Annotated in this window: 18 protein-coding genes; 5 read left to right on the top strand and 13 right to left on the bottom strand. The window is 64.9% G+C overall.

Translation table 11 applies throughout. The features are described 5' to 3' along the window. Positions 1–247: 247 nt before the first annotated feature. Entirely contained in the window at positions 248–1,288 is a 1,041-nt protein-coding gene (locus CH292_RS05455; RefSeq protein ID WP_249277047.1) for a DUF1839 family protein, read from the top strand. A 29-nt stretch (positions 1,289–1,317) separates the two neighbouring features. Continuing rightward, positions 1,318–3,738 (top strand): beta-mannosidase, encoded by a 2,421-nt coding sequence (locus tag CH292_RS05450; protein WP_256977935.1) that lies wholly within the window; start codon positions 1,318–1,320, stop codon positions 3,736–3,738. Here the strand turns inward: CH292_RS05450 and CH292_RS05445 are convergent. The 12 genes from CH292_RS05445 to CH292_RS29250 form a co-directional block, all read right to left on the bottom strand. Beyond that, positions 3,731–4,753, bottom strand: a complete 1,023-nt coding sequence (locus tag CH292_RS05445) for a glycosyltransferase family 2 protein (protein ID WP_094654176.1) — start codon at positions 4,751–4,753, stop codon at positions 3,731–3,733. The genes CH292_RS05450 and CH292_RS05445 overlap by 8 nt on opposite strands. Continuing rightward, positions 4,750–5,601, bottom strand: coding sequence for a glycosyltransferase family 2 protein (locus CH292_RS05440; protein WP_094654175.1), 852 nt, complete (start codon positions 5,599–5,601; stop codon positions 4,750–4,752). The genes CH292_RS05445 and CH292_RS05440 overlap by 4 nt, the downstream gene beginning before the upstream one ends. A gap of 225 nt (positions 5,602–5,826) precedes the next feature. After that, positions 5,827–8,022, bottom strand: a complete 2,196-nt coding sequence (locus CH292_RS05435) for a hypothetical protein (RefSeq protein ID WP_094654174.1) — start codon at positions 8,020–8,022, stop codon at positions 5,827–5,829. After that, on the bottom strand, positions 8,003–9,301 hold the full coding sequence (locus CH292_RS05430) for a glycosyltransferase family 2 protein (protein WP_094654173.1): 1,299 nt from the start codon (positions 9,299–9,301) through the stop codon (positions 8,003–8,005). The genes CH292_RS05435 and CH292_RS05430 overlap by 20 nt, the downstream gene beginning before the upstream one ends. Positions 9,302–9,356: 55 nt before the next feature. Beyond that, positions 9,357–10,292, bottom strand: coding sequence for a glycoside hydrolase family 16 protein (locus CH292_RS05425; protein WP_256977933.1), 936 nt, complete (start codon positions 10,290–10,292; stop codon positions 9,357–9,359). Then, positions 10,289–11,089 carry a DUF998 domain-containing protein gene (locus CH292_RS05420; RefSeq protein WP_094654171.1) on the bottom strand — a complete coding sequence of 267 codons (801 nt, stop codon included), beginning with the start codon at positions 11,087–11,089 and terminating at the stop codon, positions 10,289–10,291. Before CH292_RS05420 ends, CH292_RS05425 begins: the two co-directional genes overlap by 4 nt. Next, positions 11,086–12,357 carry a hypothetical protein gene (locus CH292_RS05415; RefSeq protein ID WP_094654170.1) on the bottom strand — a complete coding sequence of 424 codons (1,272 nt, stop codon included), beginning with the start codon at positions 12,355–12,357 and terminating at the stop codon, positions 11,086–11,088. Before CH292_RS05415 ends, CH292_RS05420 begins: the two co-directional genes overlap by 4 nt. Continuing rightward, positions 12,354–13,928, bottom strand: a complete 1,575-nt coding sequence (locus tag CH292_RS05410) for a lipopolysaccharide biosynthesis protein (RefSeq protein ID WP_256977932.1) — start codon at positions 13,926–13,928, stop codon at positions 12,354–12,356. Before CH292_RS05410 ends, CH292_RS05415 begins: the two co-directional genes overlap by 4 nt. 95 nt (positions 13,929–14,023) lie before the next feature. Then, positions 14,024–15,820 (bottom strand): hypothetical protein, encoded by a 1,797-nt coding sequence (locus tag CH292_RS05405; RefSeq protein ID WP_094654168.1) that lies wholly within the window; start codon positions 15,818–15,820, stop codon positions 14,024–14,026. Between the two features lie 74 nt (positions 15,821–15,894). Then, positions 15,895–16,842, bottom strand: coding sequence for an amino acid--[acyl-carrier-protein] ligase (locus tag CH292_RS05400; protein WP_094628469.1), 948 nt, complete (start codon positions 16,840–16,842; stop codon positions 15,895–15,897). After that, complete coding sequence (locus CH292_RS05395) at positions 16,843–17,994, bottom strand: acyl-CoA dehydrogenase family protein (RefSeq protein ID WP_020110746.1); 1,152 nt, start codon at positions 17,992–17,994, stop codon at positions 16,843–16,845. A gap of 6 nt (positions 17,995–18,000) precedes the next feature. Beyond that, positions 18,001–18,258 (bottom strand): acyl carrier protein, encoded by a 258-nt coding sequence (locus CH292_RS29250; RefSeq protein ID WP_020110747.1) that lies wholly within the window; start codon positions 18,256–18,258, stop codon positions 18,001–18,003. A 324-nt stretch (positions 18,259–18,582) separates the two neighbouring features. Between CH292_RS29250 and CH292_RS28815 the strand changes: the two genes are divergently transcribed. Both CH292_RS28815 and CH292_RS05380 read left to right on the top strand, forming a co-directional pair. After that, positions 18,583–20,055: a hypothetical protein gene (locus CH292_RS28815; RefSeq protein WP_094654166.1), complete on the top strand. Its 1,473-nt coding sequence runs from the start codon at positions 18,583–18,585 to the stop codon at positions 20,053–20,055. Positions 20,056–20,164: 109 nt separating this feature from the next. Further along, positions 20,165–21,904: an Hsp70 family protein gene (locus tag CH292_RS05380; RefSeq protein WP_094654165.1), complete on the top strand. Its 1,740-nt coding sequence runs from the start codon at positions 20,165–20,167 to the stop codon at positions 21,902–21,904. Position 21,905: 1 nt separating this feature from the next. Here CH292_RS05380 and CH292_RS05375 read toward each other — a convergent pair whose 3' ends face one another. Continuing rightward, positions 21,906–22,427, bottom strand: a complete 522-nt coding sequence (locus CH292_RS05375; RefSeq protein WP_179277912.1) for an Lrp/AsnC family transcriptional regulator — start codon at positions 22,425–22,427, stop codon at positions 21,906–21,908. Between the two features lie 100 nt (positions 22,428–22,527). On the opposite strand from CH292_RS05375, the gene ald reads away from it, so the two are divergent. After that, a complete protein-coding gene (gene ald, locus CH292_RS05370; RefSeq protein ID WP_094628461.1) occupies positions 22,528–23,610 on the top strand; it encodes an alanine dehydrogenase in 1,083 nt (360 codons plus the stop codon). Positions 23,611–23,612: the final 2 nt, after the last annotated feature.

The following is a 23,612-nucleotide window of genomic DNA, read 5'->3' as shown; positions in this document are numbered from 1 at the left end:
GTACCGCGCATCAGCATTACAGGCGCGGAAGCGACTGTTCCCTCTGTGAATGCGACCGTTTCAGGCGGCCGATTCTCGCATTCCTCACCGGAACGGTAAATCGTTAGCTCGGCACCGTATTTCCGATCATACGGACCAAAAAGAAGCGTCAAACAAACCGATTGGTTAGAATGAGCGTTTGAATCAGGCAATACGGGCATTTCGGCGTGGGGACCGTGAGCTTGTGATCCGGCAGGAGGCACCAGGCATGTCGAACTACACACTTCCGACCAGCGTATCCATCGACGCGGACAATGTTCTGTCCGCCGAAGCGGTCCCCACGACGGCGCACCGAGTGCTGCACCTTCGGCCGCAGTCCTATCTCACTCACTCGATCCACGCACACGACCGCGTCTGGACGGAAACGAACTGCTACGTGGACTTGTGGATCGAACTTCTCCACTCGCTCGGTGCAGATCCAGTTCCCGCGTTGGCGTTCGTGCTGAGTGCCGATTGCGACGGTCGCCAGTGGGATTTCGTCAAGATGCAGTCGCAAGATCTGCGCACCCTCTACGGCCTCGAGGTCGGCGAGATGAACGTGTGGCGATCCGTCGTCGAGCACGTCCGCGAAGGACTGGAGGACGGCGTTCTGCTCACCGTGGAGGTCGACGGCTTCTACCTCCCGGACACTGCCGGAACGAGTTACCGCAATCAGCACACCAAGACCACGATCGTTCCGAACATGCTGGACGAGACGGAGAAGGTGCTCGGTTACTTCCACAATCGCGGATACTTCGAGCTGTCCGGCGCGGACTTCGACGGCGTCTTCAATCTGGCTCCCGCGCCGCACCCCGAGGTCCTTCTGCCCTACGTGGAGCAGGTTCGTCTGCGGAAGAACACGATCGCCGACGGAGTCGGTGACCGCGACCTCGCTGTGGCACGCGCGCACCTGGCTCGGCGCGCCGACGGCAATCCGGTCGAACGTCTCGCCGAAAGAATCACCGCCGACATCCCACTCGTGCAGACGGCAGGCCCGGATGCGTTCCATCTGTGGTCCTTCGGGCTGCTTCGTCAATGTGGAGCCACCGCGGAACTGGCAGCCGACCTCGTCGGTTACCTCGACGGCCGTGGCGTCGCCGGAATCGCCGACGCCGTCCCGCACTTCCTCCAGGTCGCCCAGGGCGCAAAAGCGGTGCAATTCCGGATGGCGCGGGCGTCACGCGGTCGTGCCGTGACACTCGGTGAGCCCCTCGCCGAGATGGCGTCGAACTGGTCGGCGGCGATGGACATCGTCTCGGCTGTACTCTGACCCAGCCGACAAGGAAGTATTCATCGCCTGTGAGAACCGATCGCGTGTCCGACGCGCATGCCGCCCAACTGCAGTGGAGCGTCACGTCGGTATCGCCGGGCTCGGTGGATCATCCCGACGAGCTCGACGGCGATGTCGTGTGGACCCCTGCTCTGGTGCCCGGCGGTGTGGCGGCGTCGACGGTGGCATCGCCACCCGATTCCGTCGACTGGTGGTTCACCACGACCGTCCCCGCATCCGGTGACAGCGCGTTCGTCCTGACGTTCGACGGTATCGCGACCCACGCCACCGTCTGGGTCGACGGGATCGAATCGGCAACGACGACGTCGATGTTCGTCCCGGTGTCCGTCGACATCCCTACCGGGCACGGGCGCGTGCAGGTCACTGTCCGCGTCGACTCGATGGACGCTCGCCTGAAGAAGCGCACGCCGCGCGGACGCTGGCGGTCGTCTCTGATCGATCGGCAAGGTCTACGACACGAACGCACGAGTCTCCTCGGGCGGGCGCCGGTGTACGGGCAGGTGCCCCCTGTGGTCGGTCTGTGGCGATCCGTCCGTCTCCGTGAACGGGGTGTCGCCGAGGACATTCGGGTGCACGCGACGCTGTCCGGCGACGACGGTACCGTCCGGGTCCGCGCACGTTTGACGTCGCCGGCGGACTCGGTGTCCCTGCGCGTCGGTGAACACGACTTCGACCTTCCCGGCGGCGAGGGCGACCTGGACGTCACCGTGACCGTCGCCGACGTGGCACCCTGGTGGCCCCACACGCACGGCCGGCCGGCCCTGTATCCATGGGAGCTCGACGTCGACGGCCGTGTCGAGGGACGGGGTAGTCTGGGATTTCGGCAGGTGGAGCTGGAGCAGTCCGGTGCGTCGGTGACATTCTCGGTCAACGGAACTCGCGTGTTCGCCCGTGGTGGGTGTTGGGTACCGCTCGATCCGGTGCGGATGTGGGTCGATTCCGACACTCTCCGAGCGGAATTGACCGATGTCCGCGATGCAGGATTCAACATGGTTCGAGTAGTCGGCACCATGGTGTACGAGCAACCTGAATTCTGGTCACTGTGTGCAGAACTCGGGATCCTGGTGTGGCAGGACGTGATGTTCGCAACCACCGACCCGCCCGCCGATCCGGAGTTCCTCGATGCAGTCCGCCGCGAGCTCGACGCATTCTTCGCGATCGTCGGCGGCAATCCCGCCTTGGCCGTCGTCAGTGGCGGTAGCGAAACCCAGCAGCAGCCGACCATGCTCGGTGTTCCATCGGACAACCAGCGGATGGAGCTGTTGGAGAACGTCATTCCCGATCATCTCGAACGTCGACTTCCTGGAACGCCGTACGTGACATCCAGCCCGTCGTCCACCTCCGGTGAGCTCCACACTCACGTCGGCGACGGTATCGCTCACTACTTCGGTGTCGGCGGCTATCTGCGGCCGTTGTCCGACGTCCGTACTGCTCGCGTTCGATTTGCTGCCGAGTGCCTTGCCTTCGCCGTCCCGCCGGAGCGCCGAGCCGTCGACGCGATGTTCGGAAGCGCGAATGTTGCAGGCCACCACCCCGATTGGAAGGCGGCGATACCGAGGGACCGGGGTTCGTCGTGGGACTTCGAGGATGTCCGCGATCACTACGTGCGAGACATCTTCGGCGTCGATCCACACCTGATACGTCGCGACGACTCCGAGTTGTATCTGGACTACGGGCGAGCGGCCGTGTGCGAGGCAGTACAGTCCGCGTACTCGCACTGGCGTCGGGCGAATTCCGAGTGTGCAGGCGCACTGGTGTTGACGCTGCGCGACCTCGTGCCCGGTGCGGGCTGGGGCCTGCGAGACTCCACGGGCACACCGAAAGCCCCGTGGTACAGCCTGGCTCGACTCAGTAGCCCGATCTGCGTCTTCGTCGTGGACGACGGCCTGGACGGATTGACGATCCAGGTCGCCAACGACACGGGTGAATCGGTGTCGGGAGATCTCAGAGCTGTGCTCCACGGGACGACGGGCCCGGTGGGGGAGCCCGCCGAGGTGCACATCGACCTCGGACCGCACACGACCGACAGTGTGTCGCTGGACCGCGTTCTGGGATCGTTCACCGACGCCAACCATGCCTACAGGTTCGGGGCGCAGACGTACTCCGCCGTGGTCGTCGAACTCGTCGGCGCAGACGGAGCGGTTCTCGATCAGGCAACTCACCTGATCGGCGAGCGGCACCCTCGTCAGAACGACGTCGGTCTGAGCGCCTCGGCAGACAACGTCGGCCCCGGTGAGTGGTCACTGACCGTGTCGAGTCGATGGGCGGCGCACTACGTCTGCGTCGACACCGACGGCATGGAGGTCAGTGACTCGTGGTTCCACCTTGCACCGGGGGCGGAGCGGGTGCTGACCCTGACCGGATCGAAGGCGAAGGTGTCCGGCCACGTGCGCGCGCTCAATTCGATCAAGCGCGCGCAGATCAGCTAGCCGCGATACGGCTGAGTCGGCCTCGGACGTAACCGAATCCGGCAGCGCCGACACTGGCAACCACAGCCATGGCTCCCCAGGCACGAACAGGGTTTCCACGGGCCGCGGCAGAGGCTTCACGCCCGACGGCACGTGGCAGGATCTTCGCGGTATATGCGCGCTCGGACGACAACGCGTCCTCCGATCCGATCAGCCGTGCGATCGCTGCCTTGGACACGCCCTCGGCGTAGCTGCGGGACAGTAAGTATCTCGGGCGGGTCCTGTCCGCGCTGACCGTGTGATCCACGACGATGGACGGGTCGAAGACGATCTCCGCGTCCGGATGTGTCTGTCGGAGCCGGATGCACAGCTCGGTTTCCTCGCAGCCGAGAGGAATTCGACCGATACGGCCGATTCCGGACACGAACCCACCGAGAGCCACGACGGGCTCACGTCGGAAGGACATGTTGGCGCCCATCAGATTGCGCACTGCCGAAGTGGTCGTGGGCTGCCCCCTGTACGTACAGCCCACGATCCAATCCAGCTCGCCCGGTTGACCCGCTACAGCGGTGGGGAGAAAAGGGGGACGCGACGTCGGCCACACGGGATAGGCAGATCCGCCGACCGCGTACACCGACGGATCGGAGTAGTGGCCCAGAATCGACGCCAACCACTCCGTCGACCGCGGCGTCGCATCGTCGTCGAGGAAGACGACGACATCACCGGTAGCGATGTCCAACGACGTGTTTCGAGCTCCGGACAATCCACGGGGATGCGTGTTCGGGGTGACGACGACGGCTTCCCCGCGGGGAAGGAACTGCTCACGCGCGCGAGACAACAGACGATCGTTGTGGTCGATGACGACCAGAAGCTCGGACGCGGGGTTCGACTGGCCGAGCACAGCATCGACCGCTGCGCTCAGATCGTCCCAGCGATCGAGCGTGTACGCGCAGATGACTACCGAGCACGTGGGCCTCGCCAGCTGAGATGCCCTGGATTCGCCTGCTGTGTCAGTCCCCGACGACCTGTCGATCACGCCGACTTTTCTTGGTACGGAAGCTCGTCGAACACCTCGAAGGCCTCGAACTCCAAGTCCATGTCCGTCCGTGCAACGTTGGTACGACGGTCGGGACGCGGGATGGAGTTCTTCGCCAGTTTGCGTGCGCGCAGACGCTCGGTGAAAAGAGTGCGCAGGACGCGGAAGCCGTCGGAGAACGTGCGAAGGTTGCTCTGCCCGTAGATACGAGCCAGCTCGACGCTCGGTACTTCCTGGATCCGGACGTCCGCCTCGGCGAACCGGCAATTGATGATGGTCTCGATCTCGAAGCCGTCGCCCCAGAGCATCTCGCCCGGCGCCACGTCCTCCTGATCGACCACGGGAAGGTCCAGAACCGGCACCAGGTCGCGCCAGAAAGCGTTGTAGCCGTAGCACAGGTCCGAGAACTTGGTTCCAAACAGTGTGTTGGCGACGAGGTGGAGCCCGCCGTTGCCTGCGCGGCGAAGCGGAGTGATGTCGTGGCTGCCGCCGCCCGCGGTGAAGCGGCTGCCCTTGGCGAAGTCCGCGCCCGCGAGCAGGGCGTCGACGAAGCGCGGGATCTCGTCCGCATCGGCCGAGCCGTCCGCGTCGAACATCACGATGATGTCGCCGGTAGCAGCTTCGAATCCGCACGCGAGAGCGTTGCCCTTGCCCTTGCGGGTCTGCTCGATGATGCGGATGTCTCCGCGTATTTCACGCGCAGCGTCGATGGTGCCGTCGACACTGCCGCCGTCGACCAAGACCAGTTCGTAGTCGTGGGACAGCAACGGCAGTACGTGGCGCAGGTTGGCGGCCTCGTTGAGGGTTGGGATGACAACGCTGATGCGAGGGTTCTGGGAGTTCGACATATCCTTTTTCCAGACGGGTTGAGTGCAGTGTTTCCGACTGATCTCAGAAGATCTGTGACGCGACCCCCGGCGGATCCACAGAGACGTTACCTGCGCCCCGCTAAGGGTCAGGATCTCGTTTTCATCGACTGTGTACAACCTTAAAAGAAGCTACGAGTTTGTCAAGCGACGAATAAACAAACCGTATGGCGGTTTCGAGAGACATTGCTCATACCTGCGGGTGGTTTAGATGTTCCGTCTCTCGAACACGATCGTGTTGGCGTCCTGGTAGTGCAACGACCACGCAGGATTGGACCGCAACCAGCGCTCGAAGGCCTCCGGAGCACCGTTCTTCATGAAACCGTAGTAGTTCATGGCTTCGAGCGATTGCCGCGTGAGAATGACGTAGGACGGCGCCCCCTGCTGTGACGCTTCCCATTCGAACGCCTCGAGCTGATCCGGAGTCGGGAACTCCAACATGTACTCGGGACCGTAGTAGTTCAGCGGCGCGTCGAACATCTCGTTGGCTTCCGCCTGCTCCACGTACTTGGCCGTGGACCGAATCGGATAGCCGGCCGGATACAGCATCGTGAACTTCGATCCCGCAGGCGAATTCGCCACCAACGCCTGTGTGTTGTCGACCTGGGACTTGTTCTCCACGACCAACGGCCACAGGCCGAAGTACCCCTGAAGTCCGAACGTCGCCGCGCCGACGGTTCCGGCGAACGCGCAGGCGACCGCCACTCGCGTCGACACCATCCGTACCGTGCTGCGTGCACCCGCGACATCCGCGTCGAGTGCAGCGATCAGCATCGGCGCGATGAGCAGGACACATCCGGGAATCGCGTACAGATAGACACGGAAGATGGCCTCGCCGCCGTAGCTCTGGCCCGCGAGAAGCCCGATGGAACCGAATGCCATCACCATCGGAGCCCAGAACGGCTTCTTCGTCCGCCAGGCATAGACGATCGAGATCATGGCCAAGCCGAACACACCCGCGGAGAGAGCCCGGCAGATGAGCGAGGTCACCTGTTTGCCCAGGATGCCAGGCGTCTGCACGTTGCTCGCCGCGTTCTCGACCGGATCGAACCCGGACAACAGGCCGTACGGGGCGACGATGTCCAGCCGTGGAATCAGGTACCCGATCAGGATCAAGGCCAGCGGGAACATCAGCCACCACGGCTTCGCGCGGCGAGTGACCAGCAGGACCCCTGCCACAGCGAACAGCCAGTACGGCGTCAACTGGTGGGTCGGTACCAACGCCGCGAAAGGAACGAGCGCGAGAAATCCCGCGACACGAAGCTGCGTCGAGGCCATCAGCAGAACGAGGAAACCGATGGCGAGAACGAAGCCGAGCGACTGCGGCGCGTAATAGTCCTGCCCCACCCAGTTGACCAGTTCCGCGAGCATCGCGGCGGTCACGGCTGTTCGAGGCTTCAGCTTCAACACGCGCGCCAAGGCGTAGACGAAGAATGCGATCAACACGTGCACCAGCGGCGCGAACACATGCGCCAACGACATGATGCCGTACCCGGTCACGTCGCTGAACCATGCAGTGACCACGAAGAAACTGGGCCACTGAGCGTAGATGTCTATGCCGTTCGGCGGCAGCGAGCCGAACGACAGGATGTACTCGGTGACAGCGACGTGCTTGTACGTCCACTCGTAGACGGGAGCATCGGTGACGAGTGTGACCGTCAGACGCTGCACGATGATGGCCACGGCTACAGCGGCGACCGCCGAACGAAACTGATGACGCTTGACCGCCAACAGAAATGCCCCGACGACCAACGCCATGCACACCACCAGCACCGGCCCGGTACCGGCAGTCAGCAACCCGAACTGGGAGTAACCGGCCTTCTCCAGGCCGGGCAACGACGGGAGCCACAGTACGAGGGCGAGCGCGAGCATCAGCCCGGCGACGTTGCGGCGCAAGTACTCTCGATCCCATACCCTGCCGACGAGCGTCGTCGCGTGTTCACCGAGTTGGCGTCGATCGACCAGCCGTCGCAGCCACGTCGACCACCCCGAGGCATCGGGCCACGCCCTGTACTTGCGATACCACAACAGCGACGAGCCGATCTGCAGGAGAGCCACGAGCGCGGTGATCCACCGGGGGTTCCACTGATAACCCCACATGGCACCGGTCGTCACCAGAGTCATCAGTGCCAAGCTCAGCACCGGAACCGCTGCGAAACGGGCACGAGGAGGAACGTAGACCCACGTCAGAATCGTCGCGCCGGGTCCGACGAAGATCAGCACCGCGAGGAAAACCGCGCGCACGACACCGGGAAGAGGGAGCATCGCCGCCGCGGCGCACACCGACGCGACGACGGCTACGTCGGCGAATCGAATTTCGGGCCGAGGTGCAGGCAGAGGCGTCACCGCGATCGACGGTTGCCGATCGAGCGAGAACCGACGATCAACCGAGGACCGGGGCACGGTTCACCTCCAACAACGGCTGACGCTTGCGGCCTTCCTTGCGACTGCGACGCAGCGCACCCGGGCCCTTCGCGATGGACAGTAGTTCCATTCTGCCGATGCCCTCGGGAAGATCGTCCGCGAGATCCTCGGGAGGAGAGGCAACCTTGGACATCCGTGCGGACAACACGACCGTGCTGCCGAGCCGGCGGAACGCAACTCGCGCCGCGAGCAGTGCCGAACGCCTGTTCGTCGCCACCGTCGTCAGCCACGCACCCAAGCCCAGTCCGTAGCCTCTGGCCTGCACGGCCAAGGCGTCGGAATCCGCACGGTGCCGGTGCCACACGATCGCGGCAGGCTCGTACACCAACTTGTCTCCGGCCATCAGGACGCGGAAGAACATGTCCAGATCCTCACCACCGTTCGTGGGAGAACCGACACCGAGAGCCTCGTCGAAACCACCGAGGTCGAACATTCGGTCGCGGCGCACCGCGAAGTTGGCGCCCGTCCCGTAGATGCCGACCTGGAACGGAAACAGCGGAACGTCGGCGGGAGGCTCGGCGAGCGAGAAGATGCGAGGCGTCACCGAGCTCGCCCACCCGACACGCCGGTCGAAGTAGGCCTGGGCCTGAGTGCGGATCTCGCCGCTGGGGACGATCCCCGAGACACACGCGACGCGGGCATCCCGGGCGAAGCCGCGAGCGATCGAGGACAACCACCGCGCGTCGACCGCGACGTCGTCGTCGGTGAACGCGACGATCGAATGCCGCGCAGCACGCAGGCCCGTGTTGCGCGCGCGAGACAGTCCGGCAACCGGTTCCGACACGACGCGCACGCGAGGATCACCGAGTTCGGTGACATAGCGGGTGGTCGCGTCCGTCGCGGAAGCGTTGTCCACGACGACGACCTCGAAGCTCGGGTAATCCACCTCCAACACCGAGGCCAGCGCACCGCGCAGGTGATCGATCCGGTCCCTGGTGCAGATCACGACCGTGATGTCCGGCTCCGCGCCGTCACCCTCCGGAAGTGATTCGGCGCCGTGAACGTTGAGCTTGCGAACGGCCTCGACGAGCTCATGGGTGTCGATGCCCTCCGAGACGATCGGGAGATCGACGAATCCGAGCGGGTCGGCGGAACGTCGGACGAGGAGCCGCGCGCGCGAATATCCCTGAGCCCCGTCGAGGGCGAGACGATCGGGCAACGCGGTTTCGATGTCGACGTCTCCGATCCACACCGCGCCGGACCACTCGGGCGGCTGCGCGCTGACGAGTGCAGGCTGGAGAACGGATGATGTCGACACGGGGTGGATCCTTTCGATACTGCACGGGGAAATACGTGTTCTGGAGCAGGCAGAGTCAGTCGGTTCGGTATCGGACCCAGTCGACCGACATCGTCGCCGGGAATTCGGTGTCGGCGTCGGTAGGACCTGGCCAATCGCCGGCGACCGCGACGTTGAACAGCAGGTAGAACGGCTTGTCGAACACCCAGTATTCGTCGCCGCCGTCGAGTTGCGCCGGGGTGACCGTCTGCAGCACCTGATCGTCCATGCCGATCACGATCTTCCGGGGCGCTTTCTCGACCCAGTAGACGTGATACTCGTCGGCCAGGTTGTTGGCCGGGTACCCGGCGAGCTGAACCTTCTGGCTGTTCAGACTGTCCGCCTGTGGAGCGTGCACACCGATGTGGAAGTTGTCCGCCTCGTTCAACGTCTCGATCGCATCGATCTCACCGGAAATCGGCCAGCCGACGTCGTCGATGTCGGTCCCGAGCATCCAGAAAGCAGGATGCAACCCAGCGCCGGCAGGCATCTTGATACGCGCCTCCACGCGGCCGTAGGTGAACTCGAACTTGTCCTTCGTCGTCACCCGCGCGGAGGTGTAGCCGTCCGGCGTGCGCAACGCGGAGATGGACATGTTGCCGGACCCGTCCTGGTACGCATTGTCGACCGAATCGGTGTAGTTCTGTTTCTCGTTGTTACCCCACCCGGTCTGGCCGGTGTCGTAACTCCAGTTGCTGGAGTCGATCCTGGATCCGGACGGTCCGTCGAACTGGTCGTACACCGTGAAACCGTTCACCGCTTCGGCGTCCGCTGCCTGTGAACCCGTCGCATCGGACTGCGGCCACAACTCGCGGTACGCAACGACACCCACCCCGACAGCCAGAAGCAGAACCACAGCAAGGACTGCGAACGACGGCCACCGTCGTGTCCGCCGAGGCGGAAGACGCGGCGGAGTCCCGGAGGACGGAAGTCGTGATACCTCGACCGTCGGCGGATCATAGCGATGGGTCATCGATCGTTCGTGCCGATCGGTCCACGGTGCCGGTCGGCGTTCGTGCTGCCGTAGACCGGACGCTCGTCGGGGCTGTACGTATCGGCGGACTCGTCCGCCTCACTGCCCGCTGCGGTGTCCAGAATTCTCAGCCGGCGCGCAGTCCTGCGATGCGCGACGGCGAGCACCACCGTCGCGACCAGAATCGCGTACACGACGACGCGCTCGATGGTGCCGATTCCCAACCCGAAGTTGTGTCCACCGATGAAGCACAGCGACGCGGCCAGTCCGATCCACCCGAGCGTCGTGACCGTGATCCGGACCGAGCCGTGCAGCGAGCGATGCCCACCCGCCACGATGAGCCCGAGCGATCCGACGACGAACATCAGCGTCGCGCCGAACGAGTGCACGCTGTAGTTCAGACCCTGGTTGATCGACCCGGCGACGACGGCACCCAGCCCGGCGACAGCAAGGAGGACACCGCCGCGGACGTCGAGTACACCCGTGACCATCCACGCCACAGCCGCGACCACGAGGGCAACGCCGACGAGCGCGATCGACACGTCGGCCAGGACGTACAGCTTGCTGCACGGCCAGTTGCCTGTCGGGCCGCAGAACGGAACGCCGAGCTCACTGATGAAGTTGGTCCGGTAGCTGTAGAGACCTCGCCACGTGGCCGCGACGACGAACTCGAACACGAGCAGTTGAACCACCGACAAACCTGCCCAGTAGCCGATGCGTGCCCACAAGGACGCGTCCGTTCCGGTGGTCGGTTTGCCGCGCAGAGCCCTACGGGCCTGCTGCATGTGAATGCTCATCGGGACACTTCCTGCGCAGTGAGTAGAGCAGTGGGATCGGACATCGCCAAGTTCAACGCGGACTGTACTGCGTCACGGTCGAAGAAATTGTCGTGGAACGACGCGGTCACGTGAAACACGTCGCGAATGTGCATCGCGGTGATGACGATGGACTCCGGAAGGCTCGGCTCGCTGAGCGGAGCGAAGACGCTCGCTTCCGGATCTGCCGTCCACGCGATGCCGTCGAGCTGTGGAATGCGCCCGACGTCGGAGAACGTCAGCCGCGCATCGGCAGTCGCGGGAGCCGTGGTGGTCGCGATGGCCGGAAGAGCGGAGCGGGTGCGCAGGTAGGTCATCGTGCTGAGGGCACCGGCAGCGAGCGGGCGGCCCTTGTCGATGGCGTGCGCAACGGATTCGTGCAGTGCGGTGGCATTCGTCGGGTCGATTCCCTCGAAGTCGATCCCGACTGCGAAGTTGCCGAGCACGATGCCGTCGGTCCGCAGATAACGCCTGCAGTCGAACAGAAACCCAGCCGAATAGGACGTCGAGATACCGCGTGCGGACAGGGCAGTCGCGATTGCCGCGCACAGAATGGACGTGACGGACACCTCGGGGAGATTGTCCCGTCGCCACGCACGGATCGCCGCGGGTGCACCGGCAACCGACGTCGCTGCTGCCACCGCAGGCGAGCGGCCCCACGGCACCCGTGCCTGCTCCATCGGCGCGAGCGCGGGAGTCACGAGTTCGGCCGGGGGCTGTCCGAACTTGCCGTAGAGAACGTCGACGACTTTGCCGGGGTTGCGCGCCATCCAGCCCGCCAGTGCACGGGGGAGCGGGTTGCGAAGCGTACGTGCCTCGGCCCACCCCGGAAGAGCAGGAACGGCAACAGGATCCGCGAGAAACGCAAACAATTCGATCGGCAGAACCGCATCGCTGAACCCGTGCGACAGATCCAGCAGCAAGTATTCACCGGCGAGTACCACCCGGATCGGAACATCGATCGACACCGAATCGGACAGCTGCTCCAACTGCTCGACCACGTCGGCGCGACCGATCGGAGCAGAAGTCGTGACGTGGTCACAGACCGACTCCGGACGGTAGGACCACTTCCTCGAGTTCGGATCCACCCGCAAACCGAGGCGCGTCTCGCGGCCGGACGACGCGAGCCGGAGAAGTCGTTCCTTGACCCTGTCGATGCCGCCGAAGTCCGCCGGTCCGAGAGCGCAGACGATGCGGCCCTCGGAGCGCAGCATGTCCATCGCGCTGGCTTTGTAGTGTGCTCGGCTCACGGTGCGCTTCTTCCAGGTGCAGGTTTTCGATAGGGGGCGCGTAACGGGTCCGTGGTTTCGAGGTGCGCGGTTCGGAGGTGATGAGCACCGGCCGAACTGAATTCACGATCCTGGGTGCGGTGCGTCGGTGGACCGAAATCACGAGGCGAGTCGTCGCGTGCAGGTGGTGGTGGGTACGGGCCGCTGGGCGGGAACGGGTCCTCGGGCGGCTCTTCGCCGCGCGAGGACAATTCACGGATCCACTTGATCAACGGAACTATCAACACGAGCGCGCCGAACGCTTCCGCGGCGAGGTACGCCCACCCGACAGCGGCGATTCCGAGCCTGGACGACAGGGTCAGTGAACCGACGATGATGATCGTGGTGGCAACGACCTGAACGACGACGGCGAGCCGCATCCGGCGCTGCACACGGGCCAAGCCGTCGTACAGCGAGCCGATGACCGACAGCGGAATGGTCACTGCCGCCAACTGCACGATGATGGTGCCGTTCTCGCGGTACTGCTCGCCGACGATCCCCAGACCGAACGGAGCGATGACGGCGAGGAAGAAGGAACCGCCGACGGCCACGATGCACACCATCGTCATGAAGCGTTTGGTGAGGCGGTTGAACTGCTCGGGGTTGGCCGCCACTTCGGCGACGAACGGGCCGACGAGCACGCTGATGAGAATGTACAGTGCGCTGACGATCGACCAGGTCAACGAGAAGTACGCGTTGTCCTCGGCGCCCAGGGTGGCGACCACGATCATCGGAACGAGCAACGGAGCGAGCGAGCCCAGCGCCGTGATGCCGTAGGCGGATCCGAAGTAGGACCACAGCTCGCGCCTCGGAGGAAGATCCGGTTCCGACTTGTAGCGCGGCTCGTTCCTGAGGTTCTTCAACATTGCTCGGAAGACGACGACCGACGCGATGATCGCGGGGACTGCCCACGCCGCGATGATCGAGGTGCTGCGCGCGGTCGAGAACAGAGCAAGCAGGAGAACGAATTTCACGACAGCGTGAAAGACGTTCTTTCCGGCCGCCCACCGCGCGACTCCCAGCCCGGAGGACGTCTGGTCCTGCAGAGCGAACACCGCGAGAACAGCGACGAAGGGTGGGAACGAGACGATCTCGGCGGTGGAGGTGAACATCTTGTCCACCGGTGCGACGAGGAGAAATCCGCAGCCCAACACGAACGCGAACGCGGTGACCGTGATGTACCCCCGCACGACGAACGACTTGGCGAGCCTGCCGGAGACAGGTAGAAAGCGTTCGTACATCGACCCGAGGCTCAGATTGGACAGCGTCGAGAGCATCACCGCGGACGTGATCACGGCCGATGCGCTGCCGACCTCCGCAACCGGATAGAGGCGTCCGGCCGCGGCCCAGAACAGCAGACCGAGACCGCCGGTCACGACGGTGGACAGCATCATGGCCAGCGAGTTCAGCGCAAGATTGCGGTCGGAGCTCTTGGTGTCGGTGCCCGACGCGTTCTGTTCGGACGTGTCCAGGTTCGTGGATTGCAGCAGCGGGGTGCCGTGGAGGTGAGGCTCGGGTGCCTGCACTTTCTGGATCGGCATGGTGTGAGCCATGAGGCCCATGTCCCAGCGAACCGGTTCGAGCGGATACCACTCGAGCCGTTGCAGATTGTCGTGCCGGGGTGGAGCAATTTTCGGAGCGCGGTGCTTCACAGTCGATTCCACCCGACCGGTACAGGCGGCGACGGCGCGACGATGTCGACGTCGAACGACTCGGCCGCGGCCTGGAGCAACTCGGCGCGTACGGTCTCGCGCAGGTCTCGACCGTACAGCGAGTGATCACCACTGTCGAAGGACTTCACGACGGCCGGGCGCACCGACCCGCCGTGTCGACGCCTCGCCGCACGCTTGCCGCGCAGTCGCTCCATCCCTTCGGGACCGCGGTTGTCGACGAACCACTCGGTGTCGGTGGGGGAGAGAAGCACGGTGGTACGTACGTTTCCGGCCTCGAGCAGACGCAGGGAGATCTCCGGCACCTGAATCAGGCCGCGGTTGCCGAGCCAGAACCACAGGGGGTACGGCATGGCCGACTGGGCGCGGTTCTTCACCGTGACCCCGATGTCGTGGAGTGCGTCGAGAGCTTTGCCGACGATGCCGGTGTCCTCGGTGCGCATCGAGGATCGTTTGACGAATTCCAGGCGCTTCGTCGTCCAGTCGAGTGTGTTGAGCAGAACCGCCGACCCGACGCCCAACTCGCGGGCGGCGTAGCTGGAGTACCACGAGCCGGAGCACATTCCCGCCACCATGACGTTCCGCGGCGCAGTTCCCGCTGCTCGGACGGCAGCGAGCGCGTCCTCGTTCCCCGCGTCGCTGTAGAGGCGAGTGATCTCGTCGTCGAGGACCTCACCGCTTTCGCCGGTGCCCCGCCGATCGAAACGCAATGTCGATACGCCCTGAGCAGCAAGCACTCTCGACAGTTCGACCCAGCTGCGGACGGGACCGACGCGGTGCTCGTTCGCTGTCGGATAGAACACGACAGCCGGGCCTCCGGGTATGCACTCCGACGAGTACGTGCGAATACCGAACAGCGCATCGGGACCGACGGATTCGATCTCCTCGCGGACCGCGCCGAGGTTCGAGACGGTGCGCAGCGGCACGGACACCTCGGAGGTGACGTCGCCGAACTTGTCCGCCACCCACTCTGCGATGTGCGCGATGTCCGACGTCGGAAGCTCGACCTCGAAATCGCTCGGTTCGAGAAACGCGTCGTGGCGGGACAGGGTGTGCTCGTCGGCGTTCTGGTTCGCGACGACGGTGCGAATCGGCTTGGAATCGCCCCGCTCGGAACGGGTCGCGACCAACACGGGAGCCATGAGCGACGGCACGGCGGTGGTGTCCAGTCGACCGAGAGCTTTCGCGGCGTCCGGGTGCAGTACAGCACCGATGATCGAGACCCTGGGGTCGACGTCCGAGTCCTGGGTCACGCTGACCGAGTACAGGGCCTTCTGCTCGTGGACATAGGACCGGCCGCGCACCACCGGATCCCACAGAGTGACCGCGGCGAGAGGTCCGACCTCCGAAGCGACGGACGCGGCGAGCAGTGCACCCGCCCGCAGTCCCACCAAGGCGACGTCGGTGACGCCACATCCGCGTACGTAGTCGACGGCCGTCGCGATGCTGCTCTGCCACAGTGCGACATTGTCCGCCGCATCCTGCGCCCCGTACGAGTCACCGGTACCTGCGTAGTCGAATCGAAGAACGAGAAGCCCTCGCGCGCACAGTTTCTGCGCGAGAAGCGTCAGGCCGCGGTAGGAATCGACCTGTTCCTTGCCGAGCGGCGGGCAGAGGACGACTGCGCCTCGCGCGAGACCACCGGCGGGAACGTGCACCGTTCCGAAAAGTCCGGCGTCCTCGGGCCCGAACCACGTCGAAAACTTCCCCTCGGCGGTCGGATCGGCCGCGCTGGGCACGTCGGCATTGTGCAGTGCAGTACTTCGACTGTTCACTTCGGCGTCCTTCCAATCAGGTCGAGAGACGGGTCGAGGGGGGGAGACGTGCTGAGAGATGCCTGCCGTGAGGGTCAGGACAGGGCGGCGGGCCACTTGCTGCGGTCGAGACCATGGGTGCGCAACATCGCCAACGCGATACGCTCCATGCCGAATCCGACACACGCACTGTGCGCGGGCTCGCCGTCGACGGTGTGAATCCCGAAGGTGTGCCCGAAATGGTCACGGTGGCAATTGCACGAGACGACCGCGGTGCCGTCGTCGAGGTCTCCGTAGAGCTTCACGACGAGTTCGGTCTTGAGGTTCTCGTTTCTCTGGTTCGCGGCCAGCATTCGGCCGGCGCGTCCGAAGAACGGATCGTTGGCGATGACTGCTTCTGCCTCCAACCCGAGATCCGCGAGGACCTCCAGTCCCCGGGCGACCCAACGCTCGCGGTGCGCGATGGCGTCGTCGGGCGTACCGACACGAACGTATTCGTGCATCCGGAAGGCCTGCATCCGTGCGGGATCGACAGCAGGTTCGTGGCGGAAGCAGTAGCCGTAGATGTCGAGCAGACGACCGTCCTCCGGCAACGTTCCGGTCATCATCGAGTACGAGGGATGGCATGCGGCCGACACCAGCATGGTGCCGGCGGACTCCAGGTGGTGATCCCAGTCCTTGCCTTCCGAACGGTCGGCGAGGAGTGCGGCGTGCGCCTTGTTGTCGCCGTCGAACGTGTTGATCGCGCCGGTGAGATTGGGGAACGATGCGATGTAGTCGGTGCGCTCGAAGGCCTCCCGTGGGAAGACCGGAGGGAAACGGAATCTCGGTGCGGCGTAACCGTGCTCGGATGCACCCGCAGCCTTCACTCGCTCGTCGATGGTCTCGATGATGTCCTCGAACTCGCCGGATCGGCCGTACAGGCCTTCGACGGAGCTGGGGACCAGCAGGCCTGCCTCGACGAGTTCGTTGCGGAATTGTGCGCGCGCGGTGTCCAGTTCGGTTGCTTCGGCATCATGGGCTGCGCCGGCGGTGACAGTCATCTATTTCCCCTTGTACACGAGTGCGAGCTGCGAATTGTGGCCGAGGATGCGCTCGTTGCTGACCATGATGGCCGAGCCGTGCGCATCGCGAAGGTGGCGACCGATGCTGAGCTCGCCGTCCTGCCGGTAACCGGAGATGCCGCAGATCTGCATCGCTTTCCCGACGATGTCGATGACGAGCGTCGACGCAGTGACCTTGACGTTGTTGATCCTGACAGCGAACCCGATCGCTCCCAGTTCTGCGGGTGAATCGGAGATCGCTTCGAACTTCCCCGCGGCTCCGAACACCGTGTCCACCAACTGCTCGTGCACCACGTAGAGCTCGGCGAGGCGCAGTGCCGCGGGCGGTGTCACACCGGGCGTACGACTGGCCGCTTTGCGAACCGACTTGCGTGCCTTGGTAACTGCCGCATCCGCAATGCCGAGCCATGCCGCACCCCACAGAACGTGGGCCGCGGGAAGCATCGTCTGCGCCGAGATGTCTCCGTAGTTGTCACCCAGAATGTTCGACGACGTCGTCGACGCCTCCAGCTGGAATCCTGGGCTGCACGTTCCACGGAATCCCAACGTGTTCCACTCGCCCGTCCTGGTGAGGACCACGTCCGGCTTCTCGCAGACGACCAGCACCTGATCGCTCGGAGGGCTGTCCAGCGAACGGCGTGCGGTGGCGAGAACGAACTGGGCGTACTCGCCGTAGGAGATGACCGGGGCTGTCTTGGAGAGTGTGATGTGCTCCCCGTTGTACTCCACCGCGCAGCCACTGGTTCGGACGTCACCACCGATGTTGATCTCGGTGGTGGCCGATGCGACCAAGGGTTGCTCGGCAGCGAGACGCTGCAACAGCGCGATCATGGCGTCGGACTTGCCGTGGCGAACGATGGACAGCACCTGCGACTGGTGCATCACGAAGATCATCGCCGAGGACGCGCACTCCGCTCCCAGGGAACGGGCGATGTGCGCGAGGTCGGTCAGGGACTTCCCACCGCCGCCGAACTCCGTGGGAATGCCCGCAGCGAGCAGCCCAGCTCCGCGCATGGCCTCGACGGATTCCGCCGGGAAGCGTGCGTCGCGGTCGACCGAGTCCGCGTGCTCACGCAACACGGCAAGGACGTCGGACAGCGTCGGGGCGTCGGTTTGGTAGACGGTGGACATCGGCGATCAGTCCGTCAGCTGCGCGAGCGCGGTAGCGATGGCATCGATGCTGCCGAACGTGGACTTCTGCAGCATGGTGTCCGGGAACTCCACGTCGAACTCGTCCTCGAGCGCGATCATCACGTTGACGCTCGCATGGGAGGTCAGGCCGTTGTCGTACAAATCTGCGTCGGTGTCGATATCCGCCGCGGACACGGGCATCTTTCCGAACTTGTCCAGAACGTCCCGAACACGAGCAACGTCACCAGAATTGAGCGTTTCCACCCGAGTACCTCCACCGAATCTCGTTTGATGTCCGAGACCGGACGGCCTCGACTCACGACCGTGGGTAGGAAGTTGCACTGCTGTTCCAACCCAGAAGTCTCCCCAGACCCACCCAAACAATATCTTAGATTGTTTTGAAGCGTTACCGAGTCGGGGTAGTTTGCTCCAAGAACCTTTTGTCGGCTCCGTGCCACCAGCCGGGAACCCGCCCGTGCTGTGGTGTATGTCGCATCTGCCGGAGTTCGATCGACGGCCGCGACCGCGTGCGCAAAGTACAGTGGTCATGGGGTCGGGACCACAGAAATTCGAAGGAAACACGTACCGATGGGTGGAGTCTGCGGCGTGGCCGTGGAGTCCGATGCCGTCCGCATCTCTTATTTCCGAGACGGACAACGCATCGAGGACTCGATAGATGCCGAGGGAGCCAAGTGGCTCCTGAACGGCAAACTGGCCGACTGCGGACCATTCGACGACGTCGTTCTCACCGGTCGTGACTCGGATGCAGTCGAAACGCTGTTGGCCTCCATCGACGCGGGGAACACCTCGACGATCCGGATGGTCGACGAGTCCGCAGCCCTGCTCGCCTACGCACGGTCCGTCGATCAGCTCGCGAACGCGCGTGCGCTCCTGGTTCTCGATCTGGGTCGTTACGGCACCTCGGCGTTCACGCTCGACGTCGCCGCAGGTCGAGTCACTCGGACTTCGCGACGTGCCGCGTTCTCCGGCGAGGGACTCGACGACGTCGTCGAACGTCTCGTCATGGCGAAGGGCATCCTGCCGCCTGCCCACGGAGCGGACGCCGAACAGGAATACCGCGCGTTCTTCCGTGAGCTCAAGGAACTGATCACCGCGTCGGCCGGTGTGCGCGCGCCCGGGAACGGCCCCATGCTCCTCACCCGCGAGGAGTTCGAGGAAGCAATCACGTCCTCGCTTCTCCAGACTCTCGCGTGGGCGTCGCCCGAAGATCCCGACGCGATCCTGCTCGTCGGCGGCCAGGCACAGATTCCTCTGGTCGGAGCCCTCGTCGAGCAGGAGTGGGATTGCCCGCTCGTCGTCCCGGCGTCGCCCGCATCGGTGTTCGTCGAGGGAGCTGCGCTCGAAGCTCTCCCGATCGCGCCGGAAGTGGGTCTCGACGACGTTCTCGAAGAGCAGTACCCCGGGCTGTTCGAGGAATCCGACAGTGACCGGAACGACGACGACCGGAACGACGACGATCGGAACGACGACGACCGGAACGACGACGACCGGAACGACGACGGCACGGATGTACTGGAAGTCCGGACACTCGACGACACGGAAGCAGCCACGACGCCTCTTCGTATCGTCGCGCCCGGCCCGGCAGCGCCTGTCCGCGAGCGAGAAGACGCCTCTCGCCCTGGACACGGCACGACGGCCGACACCGACGAATCCTCGACGCAGGCCGCCGCCCCGAAACCCCGTCGGCGTCTGCGGTGGTCCGTTCGAGACGCGGCCGGGATGGCGGCCGTCGCGGCGGTCGTGGTGCTGGTGTGGGCAGTCGTCTTCGTTCGTGGAGACACGCCCCCGCCGCCGGGAATCGGAATCGATCCCGTCGACAGCCCGACGAGCCAGGTCTCCGTCGCCGAAGGAATTCCGACCGTGGTTGCTCCCGATCCTGAGTTGCCCGAACCCGGGGTGCCCGATCCCGAACTGCCCGGCGCTCTCCCGGGCGACACGGGGATCGTCGACCAGAACGAAACCGCTGACCCGGAGTCGGGGCAGGAGCAGTATGCCGAAGTCGGTTTCGGCTCCGGTACCGGACTCGACGTCGGAAACTGACCGCTCGGCTCCTCGGGCCAGAGCCGCATCGGCTCCATGCACCCGGTAGCGTGGCGCTTCGAGGACGATCCCTTCTCGTCCGACCGTGCATTTCGAAACGAGGCAGTCGATGACCGTGTTGTTGGGGGTGTCCATGGGCGCCCATGCCGTCCGTATGGCCCTGCCACGGAACGGCACAGCTCTCCTGCCGCCCCGCGTTCTCGAAGCTCCGCAGCAACTCTTCTTCCGTAACCAGGTGATCGACACCGTCGACGACGACGTCGAGTACCTCGCCGCCGAGTCCATCAGCGCTGTCGCAGCCGAGTCCGAGCCGTCGATGTCCACCGGCGTCGCCTACCGCGACGAGCACCAGGCCGACACGCTGGTGCGGGCTCTCGACAACCAGCACCTGCACAACTACCGCCTGGTGCACGAGGTGGAAGCCGTCGTCGAGTATCTGGTCGCCAGCGGTGAGGCGGCCGGGTACTCCACCGTCGCGCTCTACGACCTCGGAAGCTCGGGATTGAACGTCAGCGTCGTCGATCTCGACGCTCGCCGTGTCATCACGACCCGTCGCACCACCGAGTTCAGCGGCGACCGCTTCGACGAGATCCTGCGCGACAATCAACTGCAGCGGCTCCACAAGCCCCTCGACGCACCGGACATCGATCTGTTCACCCGACGCTGCCGCGTCGCCAAGGAACGACTGTCCGGCAACGACGCCGTGTGCCTTCCGGACGAGAGCGGAATGATCCTGCTCTCCCGGGACAGTTACGAGACCTTGATCACCGACGAGGTCGACCGGTCCATCGAGTTCGCACGCGACGTGCTCATCGCCGCGCACGTACCCATCGACGCCGTGGTTCTCGTCGGCGGCGGCTCGCGCATCCCGCTCGTCCGGAAGAGGGTAGGGCCGTCGCTCGACCTTCCGGCGTTGACCCCCAACGAGCCGGAATCGGTCGCCGCCCGCGGCGCGGCGCTCTCGGCCAGGCCTGCGGAGGGTGGTGCAGTGGCGCAGGGCACGGCCCCGGCACGCTCCAGCGCCCCGAACGGTCGCCCGGTGCCCGCGCGTCCTGCAGCGTTCGCGGCACCCGTCGCGCCGCGCCCGACCGATGCGACACCGACGATCTCGATCTCACGTGACGACCTTCCCGCCGACCTGCCGCCTCTGGTGAGCGCATCGGCTCTCTCCGCTGCCGCGGCTCCCAGTCGTGCGACGCCTCCGCTGTCCACGCCTCCGCTGTCCGCGCTTCCGCCGTTCACTCCTCCGCCGGTACCTCCCACCGAACCTGCACCGCCTACGGGACCGGCACCGGAAGAGCCGTCGCGTCCGGGGTCCGAGTCGCCGGGGTCCGAGATGCCGGTGTCCCATTTCGCGTTGAAGAACGTCTACTGGCTCGATGCCGCTTACGAGGACGACGACGGTGAGGACGAGTCCGAGCGGACTCGTCGTCGAGTCCGCTCCTGGTCCGTCGTCGGGGTCGCCGCGGCCGCGGTGATCGCGGTATCCGGGTTTCTGCTGACCCGGCCGAGCAGCGAGCCGGCAGTGGTCGACACTGCAGTGACCCAGGCGCCTGCGCCCAGTGTTGCTGCGACTACACCACCCTCGACGGTTCCGAGCACGCCCGTCGCGCCGGTCGCCCCACCGGCGCCGGTCACGACCACCACGGAAGCGCCCGCGCCGACCGAGGCCACCGTCGCTCCGCAGCCGCAGAGCGTGGAAACTCAGGTGACGGAAACTCAGCAAGCGCCACCGCCTGCACCGACGCAGGAGGTTCCCGAACCTGCGCCCGCGCCGCCGCCGCTGATTCCAGGGTTGCCGGACTTCACGTTGCCGACGATTCCGCCGCTGTTCCCGCCTGCGCCCTAGCTCAACGGGACGGACTGTTTCGCGGTCTGACGTGCTCGAAGATCAGAATCGTCTCCGTCGCGGCGACGGCCGGGTGTGCGCTGAGATTGTCGACGACGAAGTCGCGTAGCGCGGCGGTGTCCACGGTGGCGATCTGAACGAGGAAGTCGTCGGCGCCTGCGATGAAGTAGATGTTGAGCACCTCTTCCAACGCCGCGATCTGGCTTCCGAACTCGCTGATTCGCTTGCGCGCATCGGCCTGGAGGCGCACCGAGATCATCGCCTGGATGCCCTGCCCCAGTGCCTCGGGGTCGATCTCGGCGTGAAACCCGCGGATGACCCCGCGTTCGACGAGTGACCTGACTCGGCTGAGTGCTGTCGACGGGGCGATTCCTGCGGCCGCAGCCAGAGCGTTGTTGGGGATACGCGCGTCGCGGCGAAGTTCGTCGATCAGGATGTGGTCGATGTCGTCGAGCCGAACGTGCCGAACATCGTTCGACGGGCGACCCTTCGAGGGGCGTCCCGATGAATTTTCCGGAGACATGATGCGACTGTACAGAATTATGTTCACATCAGTTGTGGCTTGACCGCTGATAATTCAGAGTTGGCGTACCAGCTCAATCGATTCGGCTTAGGAGCACGTCATGAAAATCGGAATTCCACGCGAGATCAAGAACCACGAGTACCGGGTTGCCATCACCCCGGCCGGTGTTCACGAATTGGTCTCGCGCGGACACGAAGTCATCATCGAAACCGAAGCAGGTACCGGATCGTCGCTGCGCGACACCGACTTCAAAGCGGCGGGCGCTCAGATCTTCACCTCCGCGGATGCGGTCTGGGAAGCTGCGGATCTACTCCTGAAGGTCAAGGAGCCGATTGCCGAGGAGTATCACCGACTGCGCTCGGGCCAGGTGCTGTTCACGTACCTTCACCTCGCGGCATCGAAAGAGTGCACGGACGCACTGCTGGCGTCGGGAACCACGTCGATCGCCTACGAGACCGTCACCGCTCCGGACGGCACGCTGCCCTTGCTTGCGCCGATGAGCGAGGTCGCCGGTCGACTCGCGCCGCAGGCCGGGGCCTACCACATGATGGCCAGCGGAGGTGGGCGCGGAGTTCTGATGGGCGGAGTCCCCGGAGTGCGCCCCGCCAACGTTGTCGTGATCGGAGCCGGTGTGTCCGGCCGTAACGCGGTGGCCATCGCTCACGGCATGCACGCCGACGTCACTGTGCTGGACCTGAACGTCAAGGCGCTCAGGGCAATCGACGACCAGTACAAGGGCGCCGTCAAGACGGTGGTGTCCAACGCGCTCGAGCTCGAACACGCAGTTCTCGATGCGGACATGGTGATCGGCGCAGTGCTGGTTCCCGGCGCGAAGGCTCCGAAGCTCGTCTCCAACAGTCTGGTTCAGCGCATGAAGCCGGGCTCGGTTCTCGTCGACATCGCAATCGATCAGGGCGGCTGCTTCGCGGACTCGCGTCCCACGACGCATGCCGATCCGACGTACCGCGTTCACGAATCGGTGTTCTACTGCGTCGCGAACATGCCGGGCGCCGTGCCGCGCACCTCCACCTACGCGTTGACGAACGCGACTCTGCCGTACGTGATCTCACTGGCGGACAGGGGATGGGAAGCCGCAGTCGCCCAGGACTCCGGATTGAAGGCCGGGCTGAGCACGCACGCAGGCGAACTGCTGTCCGAGACCGTCGCCGCGGCGTTCGCCTGACA

The organism is Rhodococcus sp. 14-2470-1a (assembly GCF_002259425.1).
In the GTDB taxonomy this organism is placed as follows: domain Bacteria; phylum Actinomycetota; class Actinomycetes; order Mycobacteriales; family Mycobacteriaceae; genus Rhodococcoides; species Rhodococcoides fascians_E.
This window is presented reverse-complemented; position numbering and strand designations above follow the sequence as displayed.